The 23779-nt window shown below is 32.3% G+C and carries 16 protein-coding genes and 1 tRNA gene; 5 read left to right on the top strand and 12 right to left on the bottom strand.

Going from position 1 to position 23779, the window contains the following annotated elements; translation table 11 throughout:
• Nucleotides 1-70: 70 nt before the first annotated feature.
• From LBP67_00825 to LBP67_00770, 12 genes are all read right to left on the bottom strand, one after another.
• On the bottom strand, nt 71-988 hold the full coding sequence (locus LBP67_00825; protein ID MDR2083524.1) for a bifunctional riboflavin kinase/FAD synthetase: 918 nt from the start codon (nt 986-988) through the stop codon (nt 71-73).
• A gap of 112 nt (nt 989-1100) precedes the next feature.
• Nucleotides 1101-2084 (bottom strand): aspartate-semialdehyde dehydrogenase, encoded by a 984-nt coding sequence (locus LBP67_00820; protein ID MDR2083523.1) that lies wholly within the window; start codon nt 2082-2084, stop codon nt 1101-1103.
• Nucleotides 2085-2099: 15 nt separating this feature from the next.
• Nucleotides 2100-2172, bottom strand: a tRNA-Arg gene (locus LBP67_00815).
• A 64-nt stretch (nt 2173-2236) separates the two neighbouring features.
• The gene (gene rnc, locus LBP67_00810; GenBank protein ID MDR2083522.1) at nt 2237-2887 is read right to left on the bottom strand and encodes a ribonuclease III; all 651 of its coding nucleotides are present in this window, start codon (nt 2885-2887) and stop codon (nt 2237-2239) included.
• Nucleotides 2888-2976: 89 nt separating this feature from the next.
• Entirely contained in the window at nt 2977-4224 is a 1248-nt protein-coding gene (gene fabF, locus LBP67_00805; GenBank protein ID MDR2083521.1) for a beta-ketoacyl-ACP synthase II, read from the bottom strand.
• 10 nt (nt 4225-4234) lie between these two features.
• Entirely contained in the window at nt 4235-4468 is a 234-nt protein-coding gene (locus LBP67_00800) for an acyl carrier protein (protein ID MDR2083520.1), read from the bottom strand.
• 215 nt (nt 4469-4683) lie between these two features.
• Nucleotides 4684-5490 carry an SDR family NAD(P)-dependent oxidoreductase gene (locus tag LBP67_00795; protein MDR2083519.1) on the bottom strand — a complete coding sequence of 269 codons (807 nt, stop codon included), beginning with the start codon at nt 5488-5490 and terminating at the stop codon, nt 4684-4686.
• Nucleotides 5451-6680, bottom strand: a complete 1230-nt coding sequence (locus tag LBP67_00790; protein ID MDR2083518.1) for an NADH:flavin oxidoreductase — start codon at nt 6678-6680, stop codon at nt 5451-5453. The genes LBP67_00795 and LBP67_00790 overlap by 40 nt, the downstream gene beginning before the upstream one ends.
• Nucleotides 6681-6940: 260 nt before the next feature.
• Nucleotides 6941-7693, bottom strand: coding sequence for a 3-oxo-5-alpha-steroid 4-dehydrogenase (locus LBP67_00785; protein MDR2083517.1), 753 nt, complete (start codon nt 7691-7693; stop codon nt 6941-6943).
• A 178-nt stretch (nt 7694-7871) separates the two neighbouring features.
• A complete protein-coding gene (locus LBP67_00780) occupies nt 7872-10835 on the bottom strand; it encodes a PEP/pyruvate-binding domain-containing protein (GenBank protein ID MDR2083516.1) in 2964 nt (987 codons plus the stop codon).
• A 1-nt stretch (nt 10836) separates the two neighbouring features.
• Nucleotides 10837-12144, bottom strand: coding sequence for a GHKL domain-containing protein (locus LBP67_00775; GenBank protein ID MDR2083515.1), 1308 nt, complete (start codon nt 12142-12144; stop codon nt 10837-10839).
• Nucleotides 12145-12261: 117 nt separating this feature from the next.
• Nucleotides 12262-13626 (bottom strand): sigma-54 dependent transcriptional regulator, encoded by a 1365-nt coding sequence (locus tag LBP67_00770; protein ID MDR2083514.1) that lies wholly within the window; start codon nt 13624-13626, stop codon nt 12262-12264.
• 91 nt (nt 13627-13717) lie between these two features.
• Here LBP67_00770 and LBP67_00765 point away from each other — a divergent pair, with 91 nt between their 5' ends.
• From LBP67_00765 to LBP67_00745, 5 genes are all read left to right on the top strand, one after another.
• Nucleotides 13718-15757: a hypothetical protein gene (locus tag LBP67_00765; protein ID MDR2083513.1), complete on the top strand. Its 2040-nt coding sequence runs from the start codon at nt 13718-13720 to the stop codon at nt 15755-15757.
• A gap of 158 nt (nt 15758-15915) precedes the next feature.
• Nucleotides 15916-17247 (top strand): TolC family protein, encoded by a 1332-nt coding sequence (locus tag LBP67_00760; protein ID MDR2083512.1) that lies wholly within the window; start codon nt 15916-15918, stop codon nt 17245-17247.
• Between the two features lie 15 nt (nt 17248-17262).
• The gene (locus tag LBP67_00755) at nt 17263-18513 is read left to right on the top strand and encodes an HlyD family efflux transporter periplasmic adaptor subunit (protein MDR2083511.1); all 1251 of its coding nucleotides are present in this window, start codon (nt 17263-17265) and stop codon (nt 18511-18513) included.
• A 42-nt stretch (nt 18514-18555) separates the two neighbouring features.
• The gene (locus tag LBP67_00750; GenBank protein ID MDR2083510.1) at nt 18556-20925 is read left to right on the top strand and encodes an ABC transporter permease; all 2370 of its coding nucleotides are present in this window, start codon (nt 18556-18558) and stop codon (nt 20923-20925) included.
• Nucleotides 20926-21138: 213 nt separating this feature from the next.
• Nucleotides 21139-23592, top strand: coding sequence for an LTA synthase family protein (locus tag LBP67_00745; GenBank protein MDR2083509.1), 2454 nt, complete (start codon nt 21139-21141; stop codon nt 23590-23592).
• The last annotated feature ends 187 nt before the right edge of the window (nt 23593-23779 follow it).

The raw sequence follows: 23779 nt of genomic DNA, 5'->3' as shown, positions 1-23779 counted from the left end.
GATTTAAGGATTAAAATCCTAATCAAAAGAAATAAACTCTCAGGAATTGTTTAAATTTAAGAGGTTATATTCAAAACATTTTAATAGCAGATAATACATCTTTCTTTAACTGTTCTTTTAAGGCTTCTAAATCTTTGAAGATAATTTCATTTCTTATCCTGTCAACAAAATATACACCGATGTATTCATCGTAAATATCTCTGTCGAAATCAAAAATATTTGCTTCAATAGTTAAATCTTTTCCGTTGACTGTAGGTCTATATCCTATATTGCACATTCCGAAGTAGTTTTCATTATCTATTTTTATCTTACATGCATATACTCCATTTGCTGCAATAAGCTTTAAATCATCATCAATAAGAACATTAGTGGTCGGAAACCCTATTGTTCTGCCAATTTGCTGTCCGTAAACAACTTTTCCGTAAATGGAATATTCATAGCCGAGCATCATATTAGCTTCTTTGATATTTCCATCTTGCAAAGCTTTCCTGATTGCTGTAGAACTAATTATTTTATCATTGTAATACACAGGCGGAATGCTGATAATATCGTAATTATATTTTTTACTTAATTCTTGAAGTGCAGCTATAGTTTTGTTGTGATCGGGACCGAAATGACAGTCGTAACCTACAACAATATGTTTCATGTGAATATATCTTACAAGATAATTATTGATGAATTCCGATGGAGTAAGTTTTGAAAATTCTGAAGTAAATCTGATATCTATAAGATAATCCACACCAAGTTTTGCTAAAAGATTTGCTTTTCTGCCGTTTGAATGGATATATTTTATTCCTTCGTTGGAGAGTACGCTTTTTGGATGAGGAGAGAAAGTAACTATAACTATGCTTCCACCGTTTTTCTCTTTAATTTCCTTCATTTTGTCGATAATAGCTTTATGCCCGAGATGAACGCCATCAAAATTGCCTACGGCAACAATCGCATTATTTATTTCAGGAAGGGTAGTTATATCGGAATAATACTTCATACGAAAATAATTTTACTCGTTTATTGTTGTTTTACTCATTGTCTGTAATTGTATTAATATGATTTTATTTACGTTAACAAAACTTGTTTATATGAATTTAATTCTATTAAAATTACGTTATTTTGATCAGTTCTTTTAAAATTTGAACTGCATTAGTGGCGGCACCTTTTCTTAGATTATCTGCAGTTATCCACATATTCACCGAATTTGGAGCCGAAAAATCTCTTCTGATTCTTCCCACAAAAACATCGTCCTTACCTTCAGCATGTATCGGAGTGGGATAAATGTTCTTTGAAACATCATCCATTACAATTACTCCGTTGGTATTATCAAGAATATGATAGATTTGATCTAAAGTAAATTCTTTTTCAAATTCAGCATTTAAGGAAATGGAATGTCCGCCGGTAACCGGAACTCTAACAACTGTTGCCGTTACTTGAATTGACGGATCATCTAATATTTTGTGTGTTTCATTAACAAGTTTAATTTCTTCTTCAGTGTATCCATTATCAAGAAAAGCTCCGCCATGAGGAATAATATTAAGATCGATTTGGTGCGGGTATGCTGGGCTGGTACATTCATTTCCTGACCTTTCGGAAAAAAGTTGATTTGTGCCTTTAGCTCCCGAACCTGAAACGGATTGATATGTGGATACAATTAATCGTTTTATCTTTAATTCTTTATGTAAATTATGAATAGCCAATACCATTTGTATTGTGGAACAATTAGGATTAGCAATTAATTTTTTGTTGAAAGCCGTATGAATATTTATTTCCGGAACAACCAAAGGGATGTCTTTATTCATTCGCCATGCCGAGGAATTATCAATAACTGTAGCACCTCCGGCTGTAAATATCGGGGCATACTTTAATGATACGTCTTTTCCCGCAGAAAAAATTACAAAATCCGGTTTTCTCTCAATTGCTTCTTCAACAGAAATTATTTTAATTTTCTGTCCGTTGAAAGTGATGGTTTTACCGACAGATTTTGCGGAAGCAACAGGTAAGAGCTCAGCTATTTTTATCTGTTGCTCTTCCAATACTTTGATAATAATACTTCCGACTAAACCGGTACAACCTATTACTGATACTTTCATGCAAAAATATGTTAGTGACCCCGGAGGGACTTGAACCCCCACCACAAGAACCGGAATCTCGCATTCTATCCAATTTAACTACGGGGCCGTAATTAATCTTTAAACCAAAATTATAAATACCCGGTATAAACGAAGTGCAAAGTTATTAAAAATTAACAAGAGGGATGGATAATTTCCAGAGTTTTTTGAGCGGCAACTTGTTCGGCCCCTTTTATATTGAAATCACAACCTGTTTCCATTGGTTTACCATCAATAAATACTCTGACAATGTATTGTTTGGCATGACCATTAGCGGGAATTTCATCTATTACCTTAAACTCGGTATATTGTTTGTTTTTTTGGGCCCACTCTAAAAGTTGACTTTTGAAATTAAAATTTTGTTTCTCCAACTCTTTTAGATCGAATAGTTTTGTAACAATGTTATTTATTATTATTTTCTTTGTAAATTCAAAACCTTTATCAAGAAACATTGCTCCTACAAATGCCTCGAAAACATCACCATAGAGCGATTTAGATTGTGCGTTATTTTTAGTAGAAATCAATTTATCAAGCCCAATCTTTTTAGTAACAAGATTCAATTGTGATCTACTTACAATTTTAGAACGCATCTCGGATAAAAAACCTTCACTTTTGAAAGGATACATTTTGTACAAATATTCGGCAATTATAGCTCCGAGAATGGCATCACCAAGATATTCAAGTCGTTCGTTATTGAGATTTGATTTGTTGTTTTCTTGAGAAACACCACCCTTATATTGAAAAGCTAATTTATACAAATGAATATTATTCGGAAAAAAACCCATAACATTATTGATAATTATGAATAAATTTTTATCCGAAGAAAAAAAAGATTTTATAGGTCTCCGTGTTTTTCTTTTTCCTTGCAAAACAATTATACTTTTTTGAATATAATCGAAGTATTGTGACCGCCAAAACCAAAAGCGTTGCTCATTGCATAATTGGTTTTACGTTTTTTTGTTTTATTATAAATGATATTGAGTTTAAGGTTTTCAATATCCGGATCGTCAGTAAAATGATTAATCGTAGGAGGCATTATTCCGTGTTGAATGCTCATGATGGAAGCAATAGCTTCAACGGCGCCTGCTGCTCCTAATAAATGCCCAGTCATCGATTTAGTAGAACTAATTGCCAATCTTGAGCTATCATTAAAAAGTTTTCTTATAGCATATAATTCGGCAATATCACCAAGTGGGGTAGAAGTGCCGTGAGCATTTATATAATCAATATCTTCAGGTTTAATATTCGCATCATTTATTGCGATTTGCATAGCTTTATAAGCGCCTTTGCCCTCTGGTTGAGGAGCTGTAATATGAGACGCATCGCAGGATATGCCTGTGCCGACTATTTCAGCGTAAATAGTTGCTTTTCTTTTAACAGCATGATCATAGTTCTCAATTATCAAAGCGCCGGCTCCTTCACCTATAACAAATCCGTCTCTATCTTTATCAAAAGGTCGGGATGCTGTTTTATAATCTTCATTTCTTGTTGAAAGAGCAGTTATAGAATTAAACCCGCCAACTCCGACAGGGTTAATTGGAGCTTCTGAACCACCGGCAATAATAACATCTGCTTTCCCTAATTGAATATTGTAATAAGCGTCAATTATTGCTACGGCGCTGCTTGCACAAGCCGCAACAGTTGCGTAATTAACACCTTCAAAACCATATTTGATAGCAATTTGACCTGCAACTATATCAATAATCATCTTGGTTATTAAGTATGGGCTAAATCTCGGCGTTCCGTCTCCAGTAACAAAATCATTTATTTCTGTTGTAAGAGTTTCAAGTCCACCAATTCCCGAGCCCCAAATAACACCGCAACGGTCTTTGCGTAATCTGTCTGTTTGAAATTTCGCATGCTTAAATGCCTCATCACTAGCAATTAAAGCATAAAGTGTAAAAGGATCCAGCTTTCTAAGTTCTTTTTTATCATAATAATCCGAGGGATCAAAATTTTTTAATTCACATGCAAACTGTGTCTTAAACTTTGATGCGTCAAAACGGGTTATTTCATTAGCACCACTTACTCCATTAATTAATCCTTGCCAAAAATCGTTAGCATTATTACCTAATGGAGTAAGTGCCCCATAACCTGTAATTACTACTCGGTTAAGTGCCATAATGGGATTATTAATTTAATGATTCAATGTAAGAGATAGCGTCGCCAACTGTGCTGATTGTACTTGCTGAATCTTCAGGGATAGAAATTTTAAATTCTTTTTCAAATTCCATGATGAGATCCACTGTATCTAATGAATCGGCACCTAAATCACCTGTAAAACTTGCTTCAGGAGTTACTTGATCCGGAGATACTCCTAATTTGTCAACGATAATTTCTTTTACTTTGTTTGCAATTTCTGACATAATATTAATTTTTTAATTAATGATTTTGCAAAAGTCGTAATTTTTTTTCAAATAATACGATTTTTAATCGAAAAAGTTTATTGATTTGAGGAAAAGTATTTTATTCTTAGATGTTTACCTTCGTACATAATTATATATTTTTCAAAACATGCAGGTTTAATAATTAATGTATTCAAAACTTAAGTGCAATTTATTCTTTAAGTTTTACTTATTAGTTAATTAAACTTATCTCCTGCTATTTTTCGTGTAAAGAAAGTAATAATCCTAACAGGAATTATTAATAAAATAGGTATGGCAATTTTGTTTATCAGACCAGGAATATAAGTTACACGTTTTCTTTGCATTTTTTTTAATGATCTTTCTGCTAAAATTTCCGGCTTCATCATTATACCGAGATTTCGTGCGATTTTCCGCAAATGTGGTTTTAAATTGTAAAGGTCCGTATCTATTGCCCCTGGACAAATTGTTGTAACTCCTACATTATAATTTGAGAACTCGAAGTGTATTGACCTTGAGAATGTTCTGAGAAATCTTTTTGTTGAAGAATAAAGTGATAAATATGGATAGGGCATCCATGCGGATAATGAGGATACGGTTAGAATATAACCATTTCTTCTTTTTTTCATGTCTTTGCCGAATAATCTGCATAACTTTGCAGGTGTATTCATGTGTAATTGCAAGATCGAATCATATTTATCTGTTTCGATATCCGTTATCGAATCAAAAGCAAATCTTCCGGCATTACTAATTAAAATATAGATTTCAATGTTCTTATTACAACAAAATTCATATATGATTTCAGCCGCATCAATTCTGGATAAATCTAATATAAGATATTTTACATCAATTGCATAATTATTATGTAGATTATCAGCAACTTCAATTGTTTTTTCTTCTTGAAGATCAGAAATCAGTAAGTCATATCCGTCTTGCGCCAGCTTCTCAGCAAAAGCATAACCGATTCCGGAAGCCGCTCCAGTTACTAATGCCGTTTTGCCTTTTCTATTTCCTTTTTTATACATTTAGGTAATTCTTCTTTAACGTGTTGATGACAAACCATATCTTTAGAATACATTCTTCCGATGCAATAATTTACATGTTCGCAATTACATCTGATATTACCTTCTTCTTTCATCCGGTTAACAAATCCGGGTTCGTTTACAAGGGCTCTTGCCATGGCAATAAATTCAAATCCTGAATTTAAAACCATATCAATCTTATCCCTTGCAACTAATCCTCCTACATAAATTAAAGGCAACTTAACAGCTTCTCTGAATTTTAAAGCGTCTTCATAGAAATAAGCTTCTTTAAAGGGAACAGTAGGAACTAAAATCTTTCCAAAATATTTTGCAAGTGGTTTAATTATTGAAGGACTCATGTAATACGACATTGTCTTTGTAGGCATACTTCCGTACATGACGTGCATAGGCGCATGACTTACGAATCCGCCGCTCAGAACTAATCCGTGAACACCCAAAGACTCAAGCCTCTTGGCAACCAAAATACAATCGTCGGTTTGCATACCGCCAAGAAATTTGAATCCGTCGTTCATATTCATTTTCACAGTAACGGCCATATCATTTTTAGCGGCTTCCATAGCGTAATTTATTGCCATACTCATAAACCGCATTCGATTTTCTAAACTTCCGCCATATTCATCATGACGATGATTTGTATATTTTGATAAAAACTGACTCAGTAAATAACCATGACCGGCATGAACTTCCACGGCGTCAAATCCGGCATCGCGTGCAAAATTTACGGCTGTTCCGAAAGCTTTTGCAACTTCCGTTATTTCATCTTTTCTCATCTTCCTTACAAAGGTTGGAGAATAGACATTAAATCCGTATGAGGCGGATATCGGCAATTGTCCGGCAACACTTCTTTTCGACATATTTCCGCAGTGTCCAATTTGTACCGATGCCGCCGCACCTTCTTTATGAATATCGTCGGTTATTTTCTTAAGATCCGAAATGATTTCTTTTCTTAACCATAATTGATGCGGAAAAGATAATCCGTTTTTTGTTACCGATGAATATGCAAGGTTAGTCATTCCGATACCTCCTGCCGCAACAGAAACATGATAATCGTGTAATTGTTGGCTCGGATTGTTATTAGGGCACATGCCTTCGAAAGCAGCAGCTCTGATAGTACGATTTCTAAGAGTTAAGGGGCCAAGTTTTGCCGGTGTAAATAATAAAGATTCGGACATAATAAAAAATTTATCTGCAAATATACAAAAAGCATTAGAAATGTATAAAATCAATTAGATTGATAGAATTGATTTATAATCATGCAAATAGAAATTGCCCTTTCTCCATGAAATGTAACCGGTAAATCAAATAGATAGAATATAAAAATATCCGAAACGATTTATATTTAATTGTAGTATAATGATGTTTTACAAGAAAATCAATTTAAATTTTAAAGATTAGATAATCTTTATACCTTTATAATTTTCAAACTAATATACTAATATATATAAGGAAATATTCTTTTTAATTTTTTATCTTTGATGGTGTCGTAACCGAACATTTTTTGATAGCTGTGATAAACAGCATTTGCGCGCGGAACAAGATTTGCAAATGTCCATAATGCAAATACAGCGCCTGCAGGCGACCAAGTTAATATTGCGAAACCCACCCATTCAATGACTTCACCGAAATAATGCGCTCCGGTTACATGTTTAAATAAACCTTTTGTGGGTAAGTAATGTTTTGTATCTCCGGGCGTACGTAAATCTTGGATAATTTTATCGGATTGGATGTTAATAATCATTCCTCCGAAATAAATAATAGTTCCGATAATAAATTGTGGAGTAAGCAACCAACTTAGAGTGTACATATCTACCGGCGATTTATAAAAAAACCATCCGCCTTGCATCAAAGCATTGCAAATGTTAAATAAAAATCCCATCAACATTACAGTTACTGGCATTTTACTTTTACCTTTTAACAAAAACGGAAATATTAATGATCTTCTAATGTAATGTATCTGAAAGAATAAGAAAAAAATCAGCGGAACTAATGATGTGGATATTTTAAATGGAATTATTCTAGGTGATAATAAACACAATACTGTCATTAAAACAAAAACCGGAACTTCCATGCACAGCCATCCGATTTTATTATTTATTGCGGCACCCCACTTTTTATTTATAGTAATACCGTAACCAACTTCAATAAAGTTAAGAACAATAAAAACAACAACCGCTAAGGCTGCCATAATAATTAAAAAAAGATTGTAATTGTCAAGAAAATAATTAAGGAGATTCAATGATGTCATTATATGTTAATTTAATAAAAATCGACTGCAAAGATAATATAATAGTTGAGAGTTTAAAGTTTAAAGTTTAGATTTTTTGTCTATTTCAGTATATTTAATCATTCAAAAAGTACGATTATCACATCATCACAATGCCGTATGTTTTTCGACCGTCGATCTTTATTGTTAATTCTTTATCGAATTTTACTATTCTTATGTATTCGTTTTCGAAAATTGCCTGCTGCTTATCTAAAAATTCCAAATTAAAATAACCGTCATTTATATACGGATTAATTGTGAAATATCCGACTCCTAAAGATGTGAGATTCTGGAAGAAATGAGTGCCTTGGCTTGGCTCTATCCTATAATTACTTAAACTTGATTCTACAATCAGTTTCGCATTGGAAATATTTGTCCATTTGGTTGGAATTCCGAGCCATGGGTCGCTTGAGCCCCATCTGCCGGGACCAATTAAAACATAATAAGTATCTTCTTTGATAAATTCGGAGTTAATTTTGTCTATCATTCTTGCAATCTCATGTGATTTTGCCGGATTAAAACTCTGCGGCTTTACATAAACAATATGCTTTATTTTCGGAATTACACCTTGTCCCAAAGCTTGTTTACTTGTAAGAATTGTTTTATTTTCCGGAATTTGCATTATATCTTCATCCAGAAAGGTATTGTTGTCTACAATCGGGCGAATTTGCAGAATATAGAAAGTTGTATTCGTTAATCCGGAAGAAAAATCAACGGCAAATTCGATCTCAACAGGCTTGTTCATTTCTTGTTGTCCGGTAGTCAGAATCAGATCCAAAATCTGTGCCAAAGGAAAAACATCATATTTCAGGACATTAGCGAAAGTTACTACTCTTCTGAAATTATGGCCGTCCGGCATCATGCTGATTATATTCGCATTATCATAATCGTAATAAGAAATTACATTTGTTGTGGCATTAAGTTCGGCAGCGTAGTTAATATTACAATGTTTAATGTTAATTCCTTCGTCGGTTGAGATTTTGAAACTATTAGGATTGGTGTCAAGAGCGAAGAAAGTTTTTTGAGTGTCGCGTAAACTCATTTCATTGGTTGAAAGTTGCAAAATATTATGCGGATGTCTGGGCGAGAATCTTAATGACCTGCTACCTTGTACAATATACGTTCCAAGTCCGAAAGCTATAGAGGCAATTCCGTCTTCAAATTTTTCATTTCCGATAGGATAATAGTTAATTGAGCGTGCAACACCTGAGATTGTCGGGAAATAAATGTCTCCATGTTGCTCGCCGCAGACTTCCTGAAGAACTATAGCCATTTTCTCCTCGTCAATCATATTTGATGTAGCTGTTGTATATGCTTTGGAATCCTTATAAAAAGCCGATGCATAAACGCTTTTGATAGCTATTGATAATATTTTTAACATAAAGTTATGATCGTCCGTATAGGGAATCATGTAAGTAGAGTAAATCCCCGCAAAAGGTTGATAATATGAATCTTCAAGAACTGAAGAAGAACGTATTGCCAAAGGCTTTTTGATGATTTTTAAAAATGCCCTTAGGTCGTCTTTGATTCTGGAAGGTAGTTTGGCATTGACGAAAGCATTTAAAATATCTTCATCTTCTACATTCGACAAAGCAATCGGATATAGAGAATTACTTTCCATAAACTCGTCAAAAATATCTGTACAAATGACTAAAGTTCTGGGAATGGCAATATTGATTTCGCCGAATTCGGAAAATTCTTTATGCCTTTGCAACAGTTGGTCGAGGAAAGCCAAACCTCTTGCTTTTCCGCCGATTGAACCGTGGCCGATTCTTGCAAAGCTGAAATAACCATCAAAGCGTTCGCTTGTAAACTCGGCTATTACTCCGTGAGATTTATTTATCCTGTATTTGGCAAGTACATCAAACATAAAATCTCGAACGTGATCCAAATCTTTGAAATCTTTTTCGGAAAGCTCTTTAAACAGTCGTGCAACCGGAAAACAAGCGCGGGCCATCAACCATTTGGTAAAGTGATTATTGTTGATATGATATCTCAAACTGTCATCGGGAATGGTTTGCATCATTTCCATTAAGGTTTTAATATTCGATGCACTTCCGATTTCCTCACCCGTTTTAGGGTTAACAAAGATAAAATCGCCGAAGGCGAAATACTTTTGCATAAAATTTTTCAGCTCTCTCGAAATTGTTTTAGAGTTTTTGTTGATAAATCCGACATGTAATTCTTTTGCTTTTTCCGCATTTTTTCCTTCGGAAGATTGCATGAGAATAGACATGAATTTATCTTCATTTCTAATTGCTTTTATCAATTTCACTCCGGCCTGATCGTCTTCAACACCATCTTTTTCATATCTAACATCAGTTATTACACCGAGCATGTTATCCTTGTATTTTTCAAAGTACTGTTCAGCTTCTTCATAATTAGTCGCCAAAATAATTTTCGGTCGTCCGCGCATACGAAGCATTTTCTCATGATCATTCAAACCTTCAGCCATAAAATCGGTTGATTGTTTAAAGACGATTTTGTAAATATTCGGCAGATATGAAGAATAAAATCTTATAGAATCTTCTACAAGAAGAATAACTTGTACACCTACTTTCAGCACGTCGTGCTTTAAATTCATTTTATCTTCAATAAGTTTAATTATTGCCAACATTATATCGGCGTTTCCGAGCCAGCTGAAAACATAATCGAAATAAGAAATATCTTTCTTTTTCAGCTTGCTGATAATATCTTGCGGAAATGGAGTTAGAGCAACAACCGGTAAATCGTTATATTTATCTTTGATTTCTTTAGCGAATGCGGCAGGATTACTTTCTCCGGCCGTATATAAAATAATTACCAAGTCGATATTTACTTTTTTCAGAATTTTTCTGGCACTGAGCTCATTGGGTGCATGAATAAAATGTGGCGGATGTCGCAGATTCAACTTAACATATTCATTAAAAATCTGTTCGTCTATTCTCCCGTCATTTTCAAGTACAAAGGCATCGTATTCACTGGCTATAAAAAGCACATTGTAAATTCGATGCAACATCAAGTTATCGAAATCCGAATCGGGAATATCGTAAATTAAGTCGGCTTTTGGTGTTGTAGTATTCATTTTATCTAAAGATTAAAGTAAAAACAGTTTCTTTTTCATTGGAAATTTTGAGTTTAAGAGTACCGTTATGCAACTTCATAATTTGTCGAGAAATACTCAATCCTATTCCGGTACCGGTGTTTTTCGTTGTAAAGAAAGGAATAAAGATTTGCTCCTGTAATTCCTTGCTAATAGACATTCCGTTGTTAATCATATCGATAACAACATCTTCATTATTATCAACAAAAACATTAAAATTGATAAATCTTTCATAACTGATTTCTTTTAAAGCTGAAACAGCATTTTTCATTAGATTGATTAAAACTTGAAGAATCAGATTCTCATCAACATAAATCATAACATCTTCATTATCCATGTTTATCGAAATATTAATGTTGAAATTTTCAATATCATCATGATTTAATGTAATTAATTTATTTAGAAGTGATTTTACAGAAACAACTTTTTTAATCGGTTCCGGAATTCGTGTAAGTTTTCTATACGAATCAACAAAGGAAATAAGTCCTTTACTTGTAGAGCTTATAACATCAAGTCCTTGTTTTATTTCTTCGTTTGTACTTCCGTAATGTTTTGATAGTGTTTCGCTGAGAGAAGAAATCGGAGTAACAGTGTTCATTATTTCATGTGTGAGAACACGGATCAAACGAGTCCAAGATTCCAGTTCTTTTTCTTCCAATTCTTGTCCGATATCATTTATTACAATAATTTTTAGTTTTTTATCTCTGATAGTAACATAATTGCATTTCAAAGAAAGAAAAACTTCACCGCTCTCTGTGTAAAAAGATACTGTGGGATTTTCATCGGGAGTGATTTCCGAAATTTTCTTCGCCAATTCTTCGCTTACGCGATTAAGTTGATCTATATGAGTAAGAACGGAAAGGTTGAACATTTCGTAAATTTTGTTATTACAAAAAACAACATCGCCGCGTTCCGAAACGGTTATAATTCCCGTAATTACATTATCGAGCATCAATTCAAAATATTTTTCCTGCTCTCTTGCCAACTTCTTTTCATTTGCCATTATATCTTTTAGTCTGTTCAAAGTATAGCTGAAATAATATTCTTCCTTAAAACTTCTTTCTATATTGTCGGAAAATCTGAAAGCAAAATCGTCGTTCTCAATAGAACTCAGTAAATAATTAAGTTTTTCGACAGAATTTCTAAATTGTCTGATTGTAGTAAAAAGAAGAATTAAACTTATTATGGTAGAAATAATTGCAAAAGGATATTTTTCATAGACAAAGAGCAACACTGAGCCGATGGTGAAAACCAACAGGAATATTAAGAGTATGACTAATTTATTTCGCATTGGAGGTTATTTAAATATTTACAGATATTTTGAGGATATTTTAATTTCTCAGTAATAATATATTTATCTTGGTAAAATTGATGAATAAAGTAAACAGAATACAAAAACTAAATAACATCATAATTGATACTTTTTTAGTTTGTTATATAATGTTTGTCTGGTAATTCCCAATTGTTGAGCTATCATAGACACATTACCGTTGTAGTCAATTAAAGCTTGTGATATCATTTCCCTTTCCATATCTTCGAGAGTGAGTGTTGAATTTAGTTTGCCGCTGAACGGAATTTCACTTTTTTCGATAAGAAGAAAATCGTTTGAAGTTAATTTTGCCCCGTCTGAAAGGATAACCGCTTTTTCAACAGCATGTTGCAGCTCTCTGATATTTCCATTCCAAGAATAATTTTTTAACTTTTCCTGAGCATCAGCAGTAATTCCGTTGATGTTTTTCCCGTATTTTAAAGCGTATTTTTTCAAGAATAATTCTGCGAGCGGAATAATTTCATCTCTTCGTTGTCTCAAAGGAGGAAGAGCAATATGGATAGTATTGATTCTGTAAAGTAAATCTTCTCGAAATTCGTTATTTCTGACCATTTCGTCGAGATCTTTATTAGTTGCGCTTATCAATCGGATATTGACAGGAATTACTGTGTTGCCGCCGACTCTACTTATTGATTTATTTTGAATTACGGTTAGAAGTTTAGCTTGCAGATGCAATGGAATATTTCCTATTTCATTGAGAAATAAGGTTCCGCCGGAAGCCACTTCGAATTTTCCGGCTCTATCGGTTTTAGCATCAGTAAAGGAACCTTTTACATGACCGAAGAGTTCACTTTCGAAAAGAGAATCTGTCAGCGCTCCTATGTCAACAGTAACCATACTTTCATTATTCCGGAATGATTTTTTATGTATTTCATTTGCCAACACGTCTTTTCCGGTGCCGTTTTCGCCGGTGATAAGAATATTGGCATCAGTTTTTGCGATTCTTTCTACAAGAGAAAGAATTTTTTGCATTTGGGAAGAATTTCCCCAATACATTTCACTATCTGCCCTGAACTCTTTTTTGATTTCCTTGAGTTGTTTAACTTCTTTTTTTGATTTTGAGAGTTCGTAAGCCGCAAATAGGGTAGAAACCAGTTTTGCATTTTCCCAAGGTTTTACAACAAAATCGAAAGCACCTCGTTTGATACCGTTTACCGCGAGGTCAATATCGGCATAAGCAGTAAAAAGAACAACTTCCGAGAGCGGAGAATGTCTCTTTATTTCGGATAGCCAGTACAAACCTTCGTTGCCGCTATTCACCCCTGCTGAGAAATTCATATCGAGAAGTACAACATCAAACAAAGTCGATTTAATTGTAGAGATAATTGTATTGGGATTCGAAAGCATTTTAATCTCTTTAAAATATTCGGGCAAAAGTAAATCGAGCGCCGAAAGAATTGCTTTGTTGTCATCAACAACCAGTATAGAACCTTTTTGCATAATAAAATTGTCTAATAATTTGACAAAGGTAATAAAATTTACTTTACAATCAGCTAACAGAATAATTTTTGTACTTTTGGAAAATTTTTTTTAAATGAAAATAGAAACAGATATTTACAAAAAATCAACAAAAATACTTTTTGATTTTTTGCTGTTAATTGTAGTTGTACTAACTTTCTTACCTTTATTTAAAGTGAGTTTTATTGCTGCTGATGATTTAGAAAATTTTATAAAATCGGACATAAATTTGTGGTTTGCGGATGGTTTAGGATATGCAAAATTTACCGGACGATTTTACTTTTTATTAGTCAGATGGATATATTTTCTTCCATATTTAATTAATGCCCCCTGGTTCTATTATACTATGAAAGTGATTCCCTTAATTGTTGGAATTATTTTACTTTTTTCATTAATAAAAAGGGCCGGATATGATAATTTCTTGGTTATGTTGGGATTATTATTATTTTGTGCATTATTTCAATTTGGAGGAGCTGGATCTTCGGTTACTTGTTATCCGTTTTATTTTTCCGTAGCTATTGTCTTAGTATTAAGTTCAATACATCTTATTTTTAACTATCATAAAACAGGAAAATATTATTATATAATTATTTCTTCGGTTTTAATGGCAATTGCGAGTTTATTTCAAGAAAGTTTATTGATGTATTATGTGCTGGTTTTAATTATTATTCTTTCAAAATATAAGCCGAAAACTTTTTTAAAAAAAGAAAATATATTAAAATTTTTGAAAGAAATAGGACCTTTTGTATTTTTTGGTATTGCCTACATTATAGTGTATTTTTGGTATTTGAATTTATATCCTTCAAAATATGTCGGAAATAGATTCAGCGAGGGTATTTCATTCGTAAAATCATTACAAATGTTAATGAATATTATTGTAAAATCAAGCCCTTTAGCTTCTTTCTTCAATTATAAATTGATTTTTATTCCTTTTTCAGATAGTATTTCTACAGAATATTCGTTAATGTTTTATCTGAAAAATGCAGGTATCTTAGCTTATATAAAAAGTTTTATTATTGTTTTACTTTATTTATTTATTTTAAAATTATTACCTCAAAACACTAATAAAAAGAAAGTGTTGTTTTTATTGCTGATAAGTGCTATTGCAGTTGTACTACCACAGATTCCATTGGTTCTTTCCGAAAAAGTTTATTTGTCACTTCGTATGGATTATGTTACTTTGTATTACTCTTTTCTGGCTATAATAATTGTTATTACATCATTATTTTATCTTATAATTCTGCTGTCACGTAAAAATAAAATTATTTTTGTCGTAATTAATTGCATTATTGCAATATTGTTGTTTATTTCTACTTTGCTGACACAATATACAAATGAAGTAATTGCTAAAGATGTTAGCATTTCACAAGAACGGTTGTTAATTCTTAATGACTTTAAAGAAGCCGCTAATTTGAAAGAGAATGATGTTGTATGTACACAGAATCTATATTTTATTAAGACAATTTTCGGGAAGAGTATAACAGCGCAGAAAAATTCATCTATACGTGCCGTTTTAACAAAGATTTATGGAATTAAAATAAATGAATATAATGACTATAAAAATTTTTATAATAAATTTCACGAAACCGAAGATACAGTAAATATTTTCTATTATTCTCAAGCTTCAAAATCTTATGACTCTTATATTGCCCTCATAAAATGTAAAGGGAATGAACTAACTCCCGATTTTAGGAATATAAAAACAGATAATATGATAATAGGTTACCGTTCTACTTATAAGAAATTTTCGGTATCAATTGCTTCGGAGGATAATAATCTCGTAAAAATTAATAATAAAAATATGCCTGCTTTCGGATCAATGTATATTACAAATATTTATTACTTTTTGCAACAGCCTACGGTTATCTTTTCCATAAACGGCAAGGATTTGTATCCTGCCTCATTAACAATCAGCAATATTGTTCATCCGCATTCGAGTTATATAAAAATCGGTAAATACGATCAAAAGCTACATAATGCATATGCTAAATATAATATGAGAATGATACTTAGAGATAAAAAGTGGACAGAAAATTTAGAAGAAAAAGCAGATAAAGGAAATAAAGCTTTTGAAAAAGTCCTGCAAGGTGATGCCGAATGGCTAATCTATAATTAATCTTTGTAAATTTATTAATCATTTTTGTAAAATTTTTTTACATATTACTTGTAAACAAATAAATTAAACAGTTGGATATTAGTGTTATAAATTTTTGGCATAGTTTTCGAAATTAATATATCGGTTTTTATTAAACTTGATAATCTAATTTTGATATTATGCGAAAAACAATATTGATTTTATCCCTACTGATCGTAACAAATTTTTCTTTTGCACAAAAGATCTACAATTTGAAAGATTGTATGAGATATGCAATAGAAAACTCTCCGAAATATAAAATTCAAGAAGCAAAAAATAAAAATACGGATTTAGATTTCAGGGAATCTTATCTTAATTTTATTCCTTCAATTTCCGCTTCGGCCAGTGCCACCTCAAATTTCGGTCGTTCCATTGACCCTGAAACTAATACTTATACTAATACGACTTCTTTTAATAATTCTTACGGAATTTACGGAACATACACTATTTTTAACGGATTCTCAACCGTTAACAATTATAAAATAGCTAAGATTTCCCGATTGATGGGCACCGAAGATGCAAAGCTTTTGCAAGATGATATATGCTTGCAAACAATGCAAGCTTATTATAATGTTCTCTATTATGCCGGAATGTTGAATCTTGCCAAAGAACAACTTCAGGAGAGCGAAAATAATCTTAAAAGTATTAAACTTCGTGAGGAATTGGGTCTCAGCGGACAGTCCGACGTTTTGCAAGCCGAAGCAATTGTAGCAACCAACGATCTCAATCTTATCCATCAAGAAAATAATCTGGAACAAGCAATTTTAGTTTTAAAAGGTATTATGTTTTTTCCTAAGGATGAAAATTTAATTACAGATACTGTAATATTGAATAATGATGAGGTTTATTTCAGTACATCTTCTCCGGAATCTTTGATTTCGTCGGCAAAAGCTTTTTTGCCGAGTTTAAGAAAAGGTGAACAAAGTGTAAAAATTGCACAATATCAATTGAATACGGCAAAATGGCGACTTCTTCCTCGTATCAGTTTAGAAGGCGGATACAGTACAGGCTACGTTAATTATATTGGTGCCGAGGGAAATACAAAATTCTGGGAACAATTGGTCAATCGTCAAGGTCAATATGTTTACGTTGGAGTTAGTATTCCTATTTTCAGCGCATTGTCTCTACAGGGAGATGTTTCGCGAAATAAGAATCTTGTTGCAATATCGCAATATGAATATATGGATCAAATTAATGAGGTTGAAACTGAAGTATTGAAAGCGATTCAAGATCTCAACGGCGCCGTTAAGGAATTTTATCAATCCAAAAAACAAGTGGAAGCGCAAGACCTCGCACATAAATTAAATACAAGAAAATACGAAGAAGGTTTGTTAAGTATTTTGGAATTGCATAGCAGCTCTAATCAACTACTTGCGGCAAAAGCACAAATGTTGAATTCTCATTTACAGTATATGATAAAAAGTAGAATTGTAAAATATTATAAAGGCGAACATTATATTGATCAAGAATAATTAAAAAATAATACGATGGATAGAGTAATTGAAAAGAAAAAAGGTATTAAGAGAAAACATATTCCCTATATTTTAGGAGGTGTATTTGTTATAGCTTTTGTTTCTTGGCTGATTTTCGGCGATCATCAATCGAAATTGAAAGTTGACGGAAGAATGATTTTAACAGGTACTGTGGAAAAAGGGTTGTTTAATGATTATGTTCGTGTAAATGGGCAGGTTCAACCTATTACAACTTTACAACTTAGTCCGCTCGAAGGCGGAATGGTCGATGAAATTGTTATTGAAGAAGGCGGGATGGTAAAAAAAGGCGATGTTATTCTTCATTTAAGTAATCCGCAACTTGCTCTGTCGATTCTCGAAAGTGAGGCATCTTTGGCTGAGAAAGAAAATTTTCTTCGGAATACAATTGTCGAAATGGAAAAACAGAAATTAGACCTTGAGCAAAATCGTTTACAACTTAATCTTGATGTTGAAAGAAAAGAGAGGAAAAATAAACAGTATGAAAAACTGTATGATGAAAAACTGATTTCTCTGGAAGATTATTTACAGGCTAAGGAAGATTATGAATTTTCTATGAGTAGTCGCGATTTGGTTTTGGCTCGACAAAAACAAGATTCAATTTACAGAACAATCCAGATTGAAAATATGGAAGAGAGCTTGGAAAGCATGCGCCGCAGCATGATTTTAATTCGCCAGAGGGAAGATAATCTCAATGTGAAATCTCCTATCAACGGACAACTTGGAAATCTTGAAGTTGTTCTCGGACAGTCTTTGCATTCCGGCGCAAATATCGGTCAAATTAATGATCTTTCCGATTATAAGATAGAAGCAATGATAGATGAACATTATATTGATAGAGTGCGTTTCGGATTAAACGGAAGCTTTGAAAGACAATCCGTGAAATATCCCGTTGTTGTCAGCAAAGTTTATCCTGATGTTCGCGGCGGACAGTTCAGAACAGATTTTCAATTTACGGGCGAACGTCCTGAAAACATTCGTACGGGACAAACATATTACATAAATCTTGAATTAGGATTGCCTACAGAAGCTTTAATTATACCCCGTGGTAATTTCTATCACAAAACCGGCGGCGCATGGATTTACGTAATCAATTCCGAAGGCACTAAGGCAACAAAACGCAATATCAGAATCGGAAGGCAAAACCCGAATTATTATGAGGTTTTGGAAGGGCTTGAACCCGGTGAAAAGGTAATTATTTCGGGATACGATAATTATGGAGATAATGATGTGCTGATTCTGAATTAATGAATGATTAAATTATAATTTTTATTTTAAATCTTAACTCTTATGACTAACCTGAATATTGCATTACGAAATACATTTCGTAGAAAAGGAAACAACATAACCAAAATTCTATCCTTAGCTATCGGATTAACCGTTGCTCTTGTTCTCATTGCAAAAATTATCTTCGAGTTAAGTTACGATCGTTTTTATCCAGATAGCGACCGCATCTATCGCATTTATTCTAACTATAAATACGATGATTCCGAAATGGATAGTTATAATTCGACCCCGGGTGCAATTGCATGGGGAATGAAAAATGAAATCCCGGAAGTTGAGAGCGCAACCCGCATAACAGTCACAGGATTCGGAATTTATACAGAAAATAAAGATTACATTTCCGCAGAAGTATATCTTGCAGATGAAAATGTATTTGATGTTTTATCGCGACCGATTCTTATCGGTAATCCGAAAGAAATTTTATCTCAACCGATGCAGTGTTTGGTTTCGAGAAGTATTGCGGAGAAAATAGGGATTGATAATGTTATCGGACAAACATTTACCTTTAATATTAATAGCAGCAGACAAATAACAATTGCCGGCGTTTTTGAAGATATTCCGGAAAATGCTAATATAAATTATGATATAGTAGTTTCTTTGAAATCAATTTCTGCTTTGGGCTATTATGACGGTTCTGAAAATTGGATAGGTAATGATAGATATTGCAGCTATGTGAAATTAGCGAAAGGGGTTAAACCGGAATCTATTGCCGGACAGATTTTAGCTATGCAAGAGCGAAATCAAGATATGGAAATGTTAACTAAAGCCGGAATAAAAATCGGATATACACTGATAAATATAAGAGATCTTCATACACAAAATAATAAAGTTGTTAAGTTGCTGATATTAATTTTAGGAGTATTGGCAATCGTACTTTTGGTAACATCAATTTTAAATTATACGCTGATTGTGATTTCTTCCTTGGTCAACAGAACTAAAGAAATTGCCGTACACAAATGTTACGGCGCTTCGGGAGTGAACATATCACGTTTGATGTTTATGGAAACCTTTATACATCTTATTTTGGCATTGATACTTTCATCAACAACTATAATCCTATTAAAAAACACAATAGAAAAATTATTAGATACTTCTATACAGGCTTTATTTGCCCCACAAATAATCTTTATACTTATATTGGTTTGTGCTATTATTTTTATTATTTCGGGCTTTGTCCCATCCTATTTATTTTCAAAAATCCCGGTAGCTGCAGCTTTTCGCAAAGCAAAAGAGTCACATAGAAGATGGAAAGTTGTATTAATATTCATTGAAGTTGCAGCTACTTCTTTTTTAATAACAATATTGATAATAATCGGATTACAATACAATAAACTTATTAGCGACGATCAGGGTTATTCTTTTGAAAATGTATTATTTGTTGAAGAATATATTCAAGGCAAGCAAGTTAGAAATAATATTGCACAGGAATTAAGAAAACTGCCGGATGTAAAAGAGGTTGCTTTTTGTACTATTTTGCCGATGGGTGAAGCTTCTGGAAATAATATTTCTGAAATAAATGATGAAAAAGAATTATTCAATATTGCCGATTTATATTTCATTGATGAAAATTTCTTGTCTGTGTTTGAAATTCCTATTATTGATGGAAAAGGTTTTGTTGAAGGAGAATCCGGCTTAGGTCAGATGATTGTTAGTGAGTCTTTTGTTGAAAAGATGGCTGAAAAAGCGAGCTGGAATGATGGAGTTGTAGGTAAAGATGTTATGGTTTCAGAACATGGGAATCAAACGATCATCGGGGTTTTTGGCGATTTTAATATAGGTTCCGACGGATTCAGTAAAGAGACTCGCCCGTCAGTATTATTTTATGAGCCGGACGAAAATTCCAACTATATTTTTGTAATTAAAATGCACCGTATAACTCCGGGGATTATGGCAAATGTAAGATCGGTGTTTGAAAAATTTATCACCCATGAACATTATATTGTTAAAAACTACGAGGAAGAATTTAAAGCCGGATTTTATGTTATCCGAACTTTTCGCACCAGTGTTCTTATCTGTAGCATAGTAACATTACTTATAGCACTCATAGGATTAATAGGGTATTTAAACGACGAAACCAATCGCCGTCGCTCGGAAATTGCAATTCGTAAAATTAACGGCGCAACTATTATTAATATTCAAGGATTATTTATCAAAAATATTTTGATGACAATAATACCTGCAGTAATCATAGGAATTGCAGCAGCAATAATTGCAGCTCATTTTCTGCAAAAAAGTTTCATAGATAAAGTACACATTTCAATTCTTGTGTACATCTTGTGTGCAGTGTGTATAGTGTCTATTATTCTTGCAGTTGTAAGCTTAAATAGTTACAAAGCATCTATTCGTAATCCTATGGAAAATCTTTCGAAGGATTAGATTGATTTCAAATACCTTTTTCAATACTTCATTTGAATAAATTGAGAAATTTTATTAATAAATCCGTATTTTATATTTTATGGAGTTTCTCAAATTAATTGAAAGGATAATATTTCTTTTTCTTACACTCTTTCTTTACACAAAATAATCCGCATAACTTATTATCAAGACAAAATATTATCTTTGCAATTATTTAAAAAAAATAATTACGAAATGCCTAATATTTGTAGTAATAAATTTTTGTCGCTAATAAAAGAAAGCCTGCTTTCTTATTTAAACATAGCATTTTGGTTCTTACTTATTGCCATTGACATAAGGCTTCTTGAGACTATTCTCCTATCAGTAGCAAAAGGTGAATTTTGCTTAAATTGTTTAAATAATTTTTACGGAATATTTATTGATATTTTGGTTTTTGTACGATATTCGATATTAATCTTTCCTGTTTTCTTACTTATAAATGCTTTCTCAGAAAAAGGTGCCAAATGGTTTCTGCGAATTTTGTTTTCTTTATTCGTATTGATATCAATTGCATTGATTTATTATTACTTAACTGCCGGAATACCTCTTGATAGAGTATTCATTATGTATTCATTAAATGATATTATCAATATAGCAATTTCATCTAAATCAATGGTTTGGTGGGAATATCTTATTCTCATTGGTTTTCCTTTGGCGTTTTTATATATTTCCGGCAAGGAAATAAGAGTGCCTAAAGTATTTATATCTATTTTTCTGCTTATTCTTGTCTTAAGTTTTATTATAAAAGATGTTCCTGCAAAACTTTATAATTCTTATACAAGTTATTATACTATTTCAAATAAGTTCAACTATTTTATAAAAAGTATATTTACAGGAAGTAAAGATAATCAATTTGATATTGACGATATTGATCAAGCAGTGTTAAAATTGCAATCATATTTTCCTGAGGATGATTTTATTGGAACCGAATTTCCTTTTCTACACGTAGATAGATCTCCAGATGTATTATCGGATTATTTTGATTTTACAGAAAAGCCACCAAATTTTGTAGTTATAATTGTTGAAGGTTTGGGTAGAACTATATGCGGAGAAAATAGTCTATATCCGTCAGCTACTCAATTTTTAGATTCTCTTGCTGCCGAAGGTTTGTATTGGGAAAATTGTTTTTCGTCCTCTCACAGGACCTTAAATGTACTTCCGACAGTTTTTGGTGCTTTGCCTTTTGGTGAAAGAGGTTTTATGGATTTGAAAAATAGCGCTCCGGAATTTAACTCTTTCCCGCTGATTTACAAAGATAATGGCTACGAACTATCTTTCTTATACGGTGGCTGGATAGGTTTTGATGATATGAGTTATTTTCTTGAACTAAATGGGTTTGATAATTATATTGATGATGAGATGTATAAAACTCATAATGAAAGAAATTTCTGGGGTTTATATGATCATGCATTGTTTAATGAAGCATTTAAGATTTTAGACTTTTCAGACAATAAACCACGATTAGATGTATATCTTACATTAACAACACATTCACCGTACGAATATCCTAATAGTGATTATTATGCTGAGAAATACCGGAATATTGTTCTTAAACAAAATCAGACAATATCTAAAAATGCTCTCCAGATAAGGGCATCCTTTATGTACTTTGATGATTGTTTACGGCAATTAATAAATTTATATAAAGAAAAACCTGAATATGAGAATACGGTTTTTATAATTACAGGCGACCATAACCACTCTGCTACCAAAGATTATTGGCGTGCCTGCCATGTGCCGCTTATAATTTGGTCGCCAATGATTAAGGAATCAAAAAAAATAAGTGCTTTGGTATCTCATAGAGATATTGCTCCGTCACTAGTATCCTTAATGAAAAATAATTTTAATTTTATTACCCCGGAAAATGTGGCATGGCTAAACACTGGCTTAGATACAGTATCGTATTTCAGAAGCAAAACATTTACACCTCAGTTTAATACAACTCGTATGCTTTCGGATATCATATATCATGATAAATTTATTTATAAAAACCAAATAGGTATATTCGATTATAAAAATAATGTTTTGTCTTTAGATGTGTTTTCTTATGATGATGATTTGTTTAATTTTTGCAATCTTTATAAAAATATTGATAAATATGTTATAGAAAATGATGTATTAATTGAAAATGAATTTACATCTGCAAATTATTATATAATAAATCTTTATGATATTACTGAGACTAAGGATGTTTTAAAATATTATAAATCGAAAACGCAAATAAAAAACTCAACTTATCACGGGAAAGAACATACTTTGTATTTTGGAAATATCAAATATCCATTTAATATTTTAAAATTTGAAATACCGGATGATATTTACAATATTAAAGTTGAATTTGGGTTTGATCTATTTATTAAAGATACAATTGCCCCAAAAACGGAAAAGCAATTATACATTGTTTCTGAAATAAAAGATAAAGAAAGTAATTCTAGTAAATATTGGGGATCAAATAACGTATTGAATACAAACACGTATAGTAAGTATGATGATTGGGAGTCTTTTAATTTTACTTATGATTTTAAAAAGAAGAATTATTCTTATTTAAATGGGGATATACTTAATATTTATATTTGGAATAGATATTTAAACGATTTCTATATGAGTAATTTTTATTTAAAAGTTGATTTGTATAAAGAAAAACCTTAACCCTTTCTGTTTCGTAAAATATAATATTATTACCCGCAAAATTATCACCTCGTTTACACCGATTCATATAAGTCCGTCAGGACTTACATTTCAAAAGTAAAGAAATCAAACAATTTTGTATAAAAATTTGACATAAATATAATGTTCCGCTTTGGTATTTTATTGATTTTATTTGATTTAACTTTTA

It is taken from the genome of Bacteroidales bacterium, assembly GCA_031276035.1.
Lineage (GTDB): Bacteria > Bacteroidota > Bacteroidia > Bacteroidales > BM520 > RGIG7150.
This window is presented reverse-complemented; position numbering and strand designations above follow the sequence as displayed.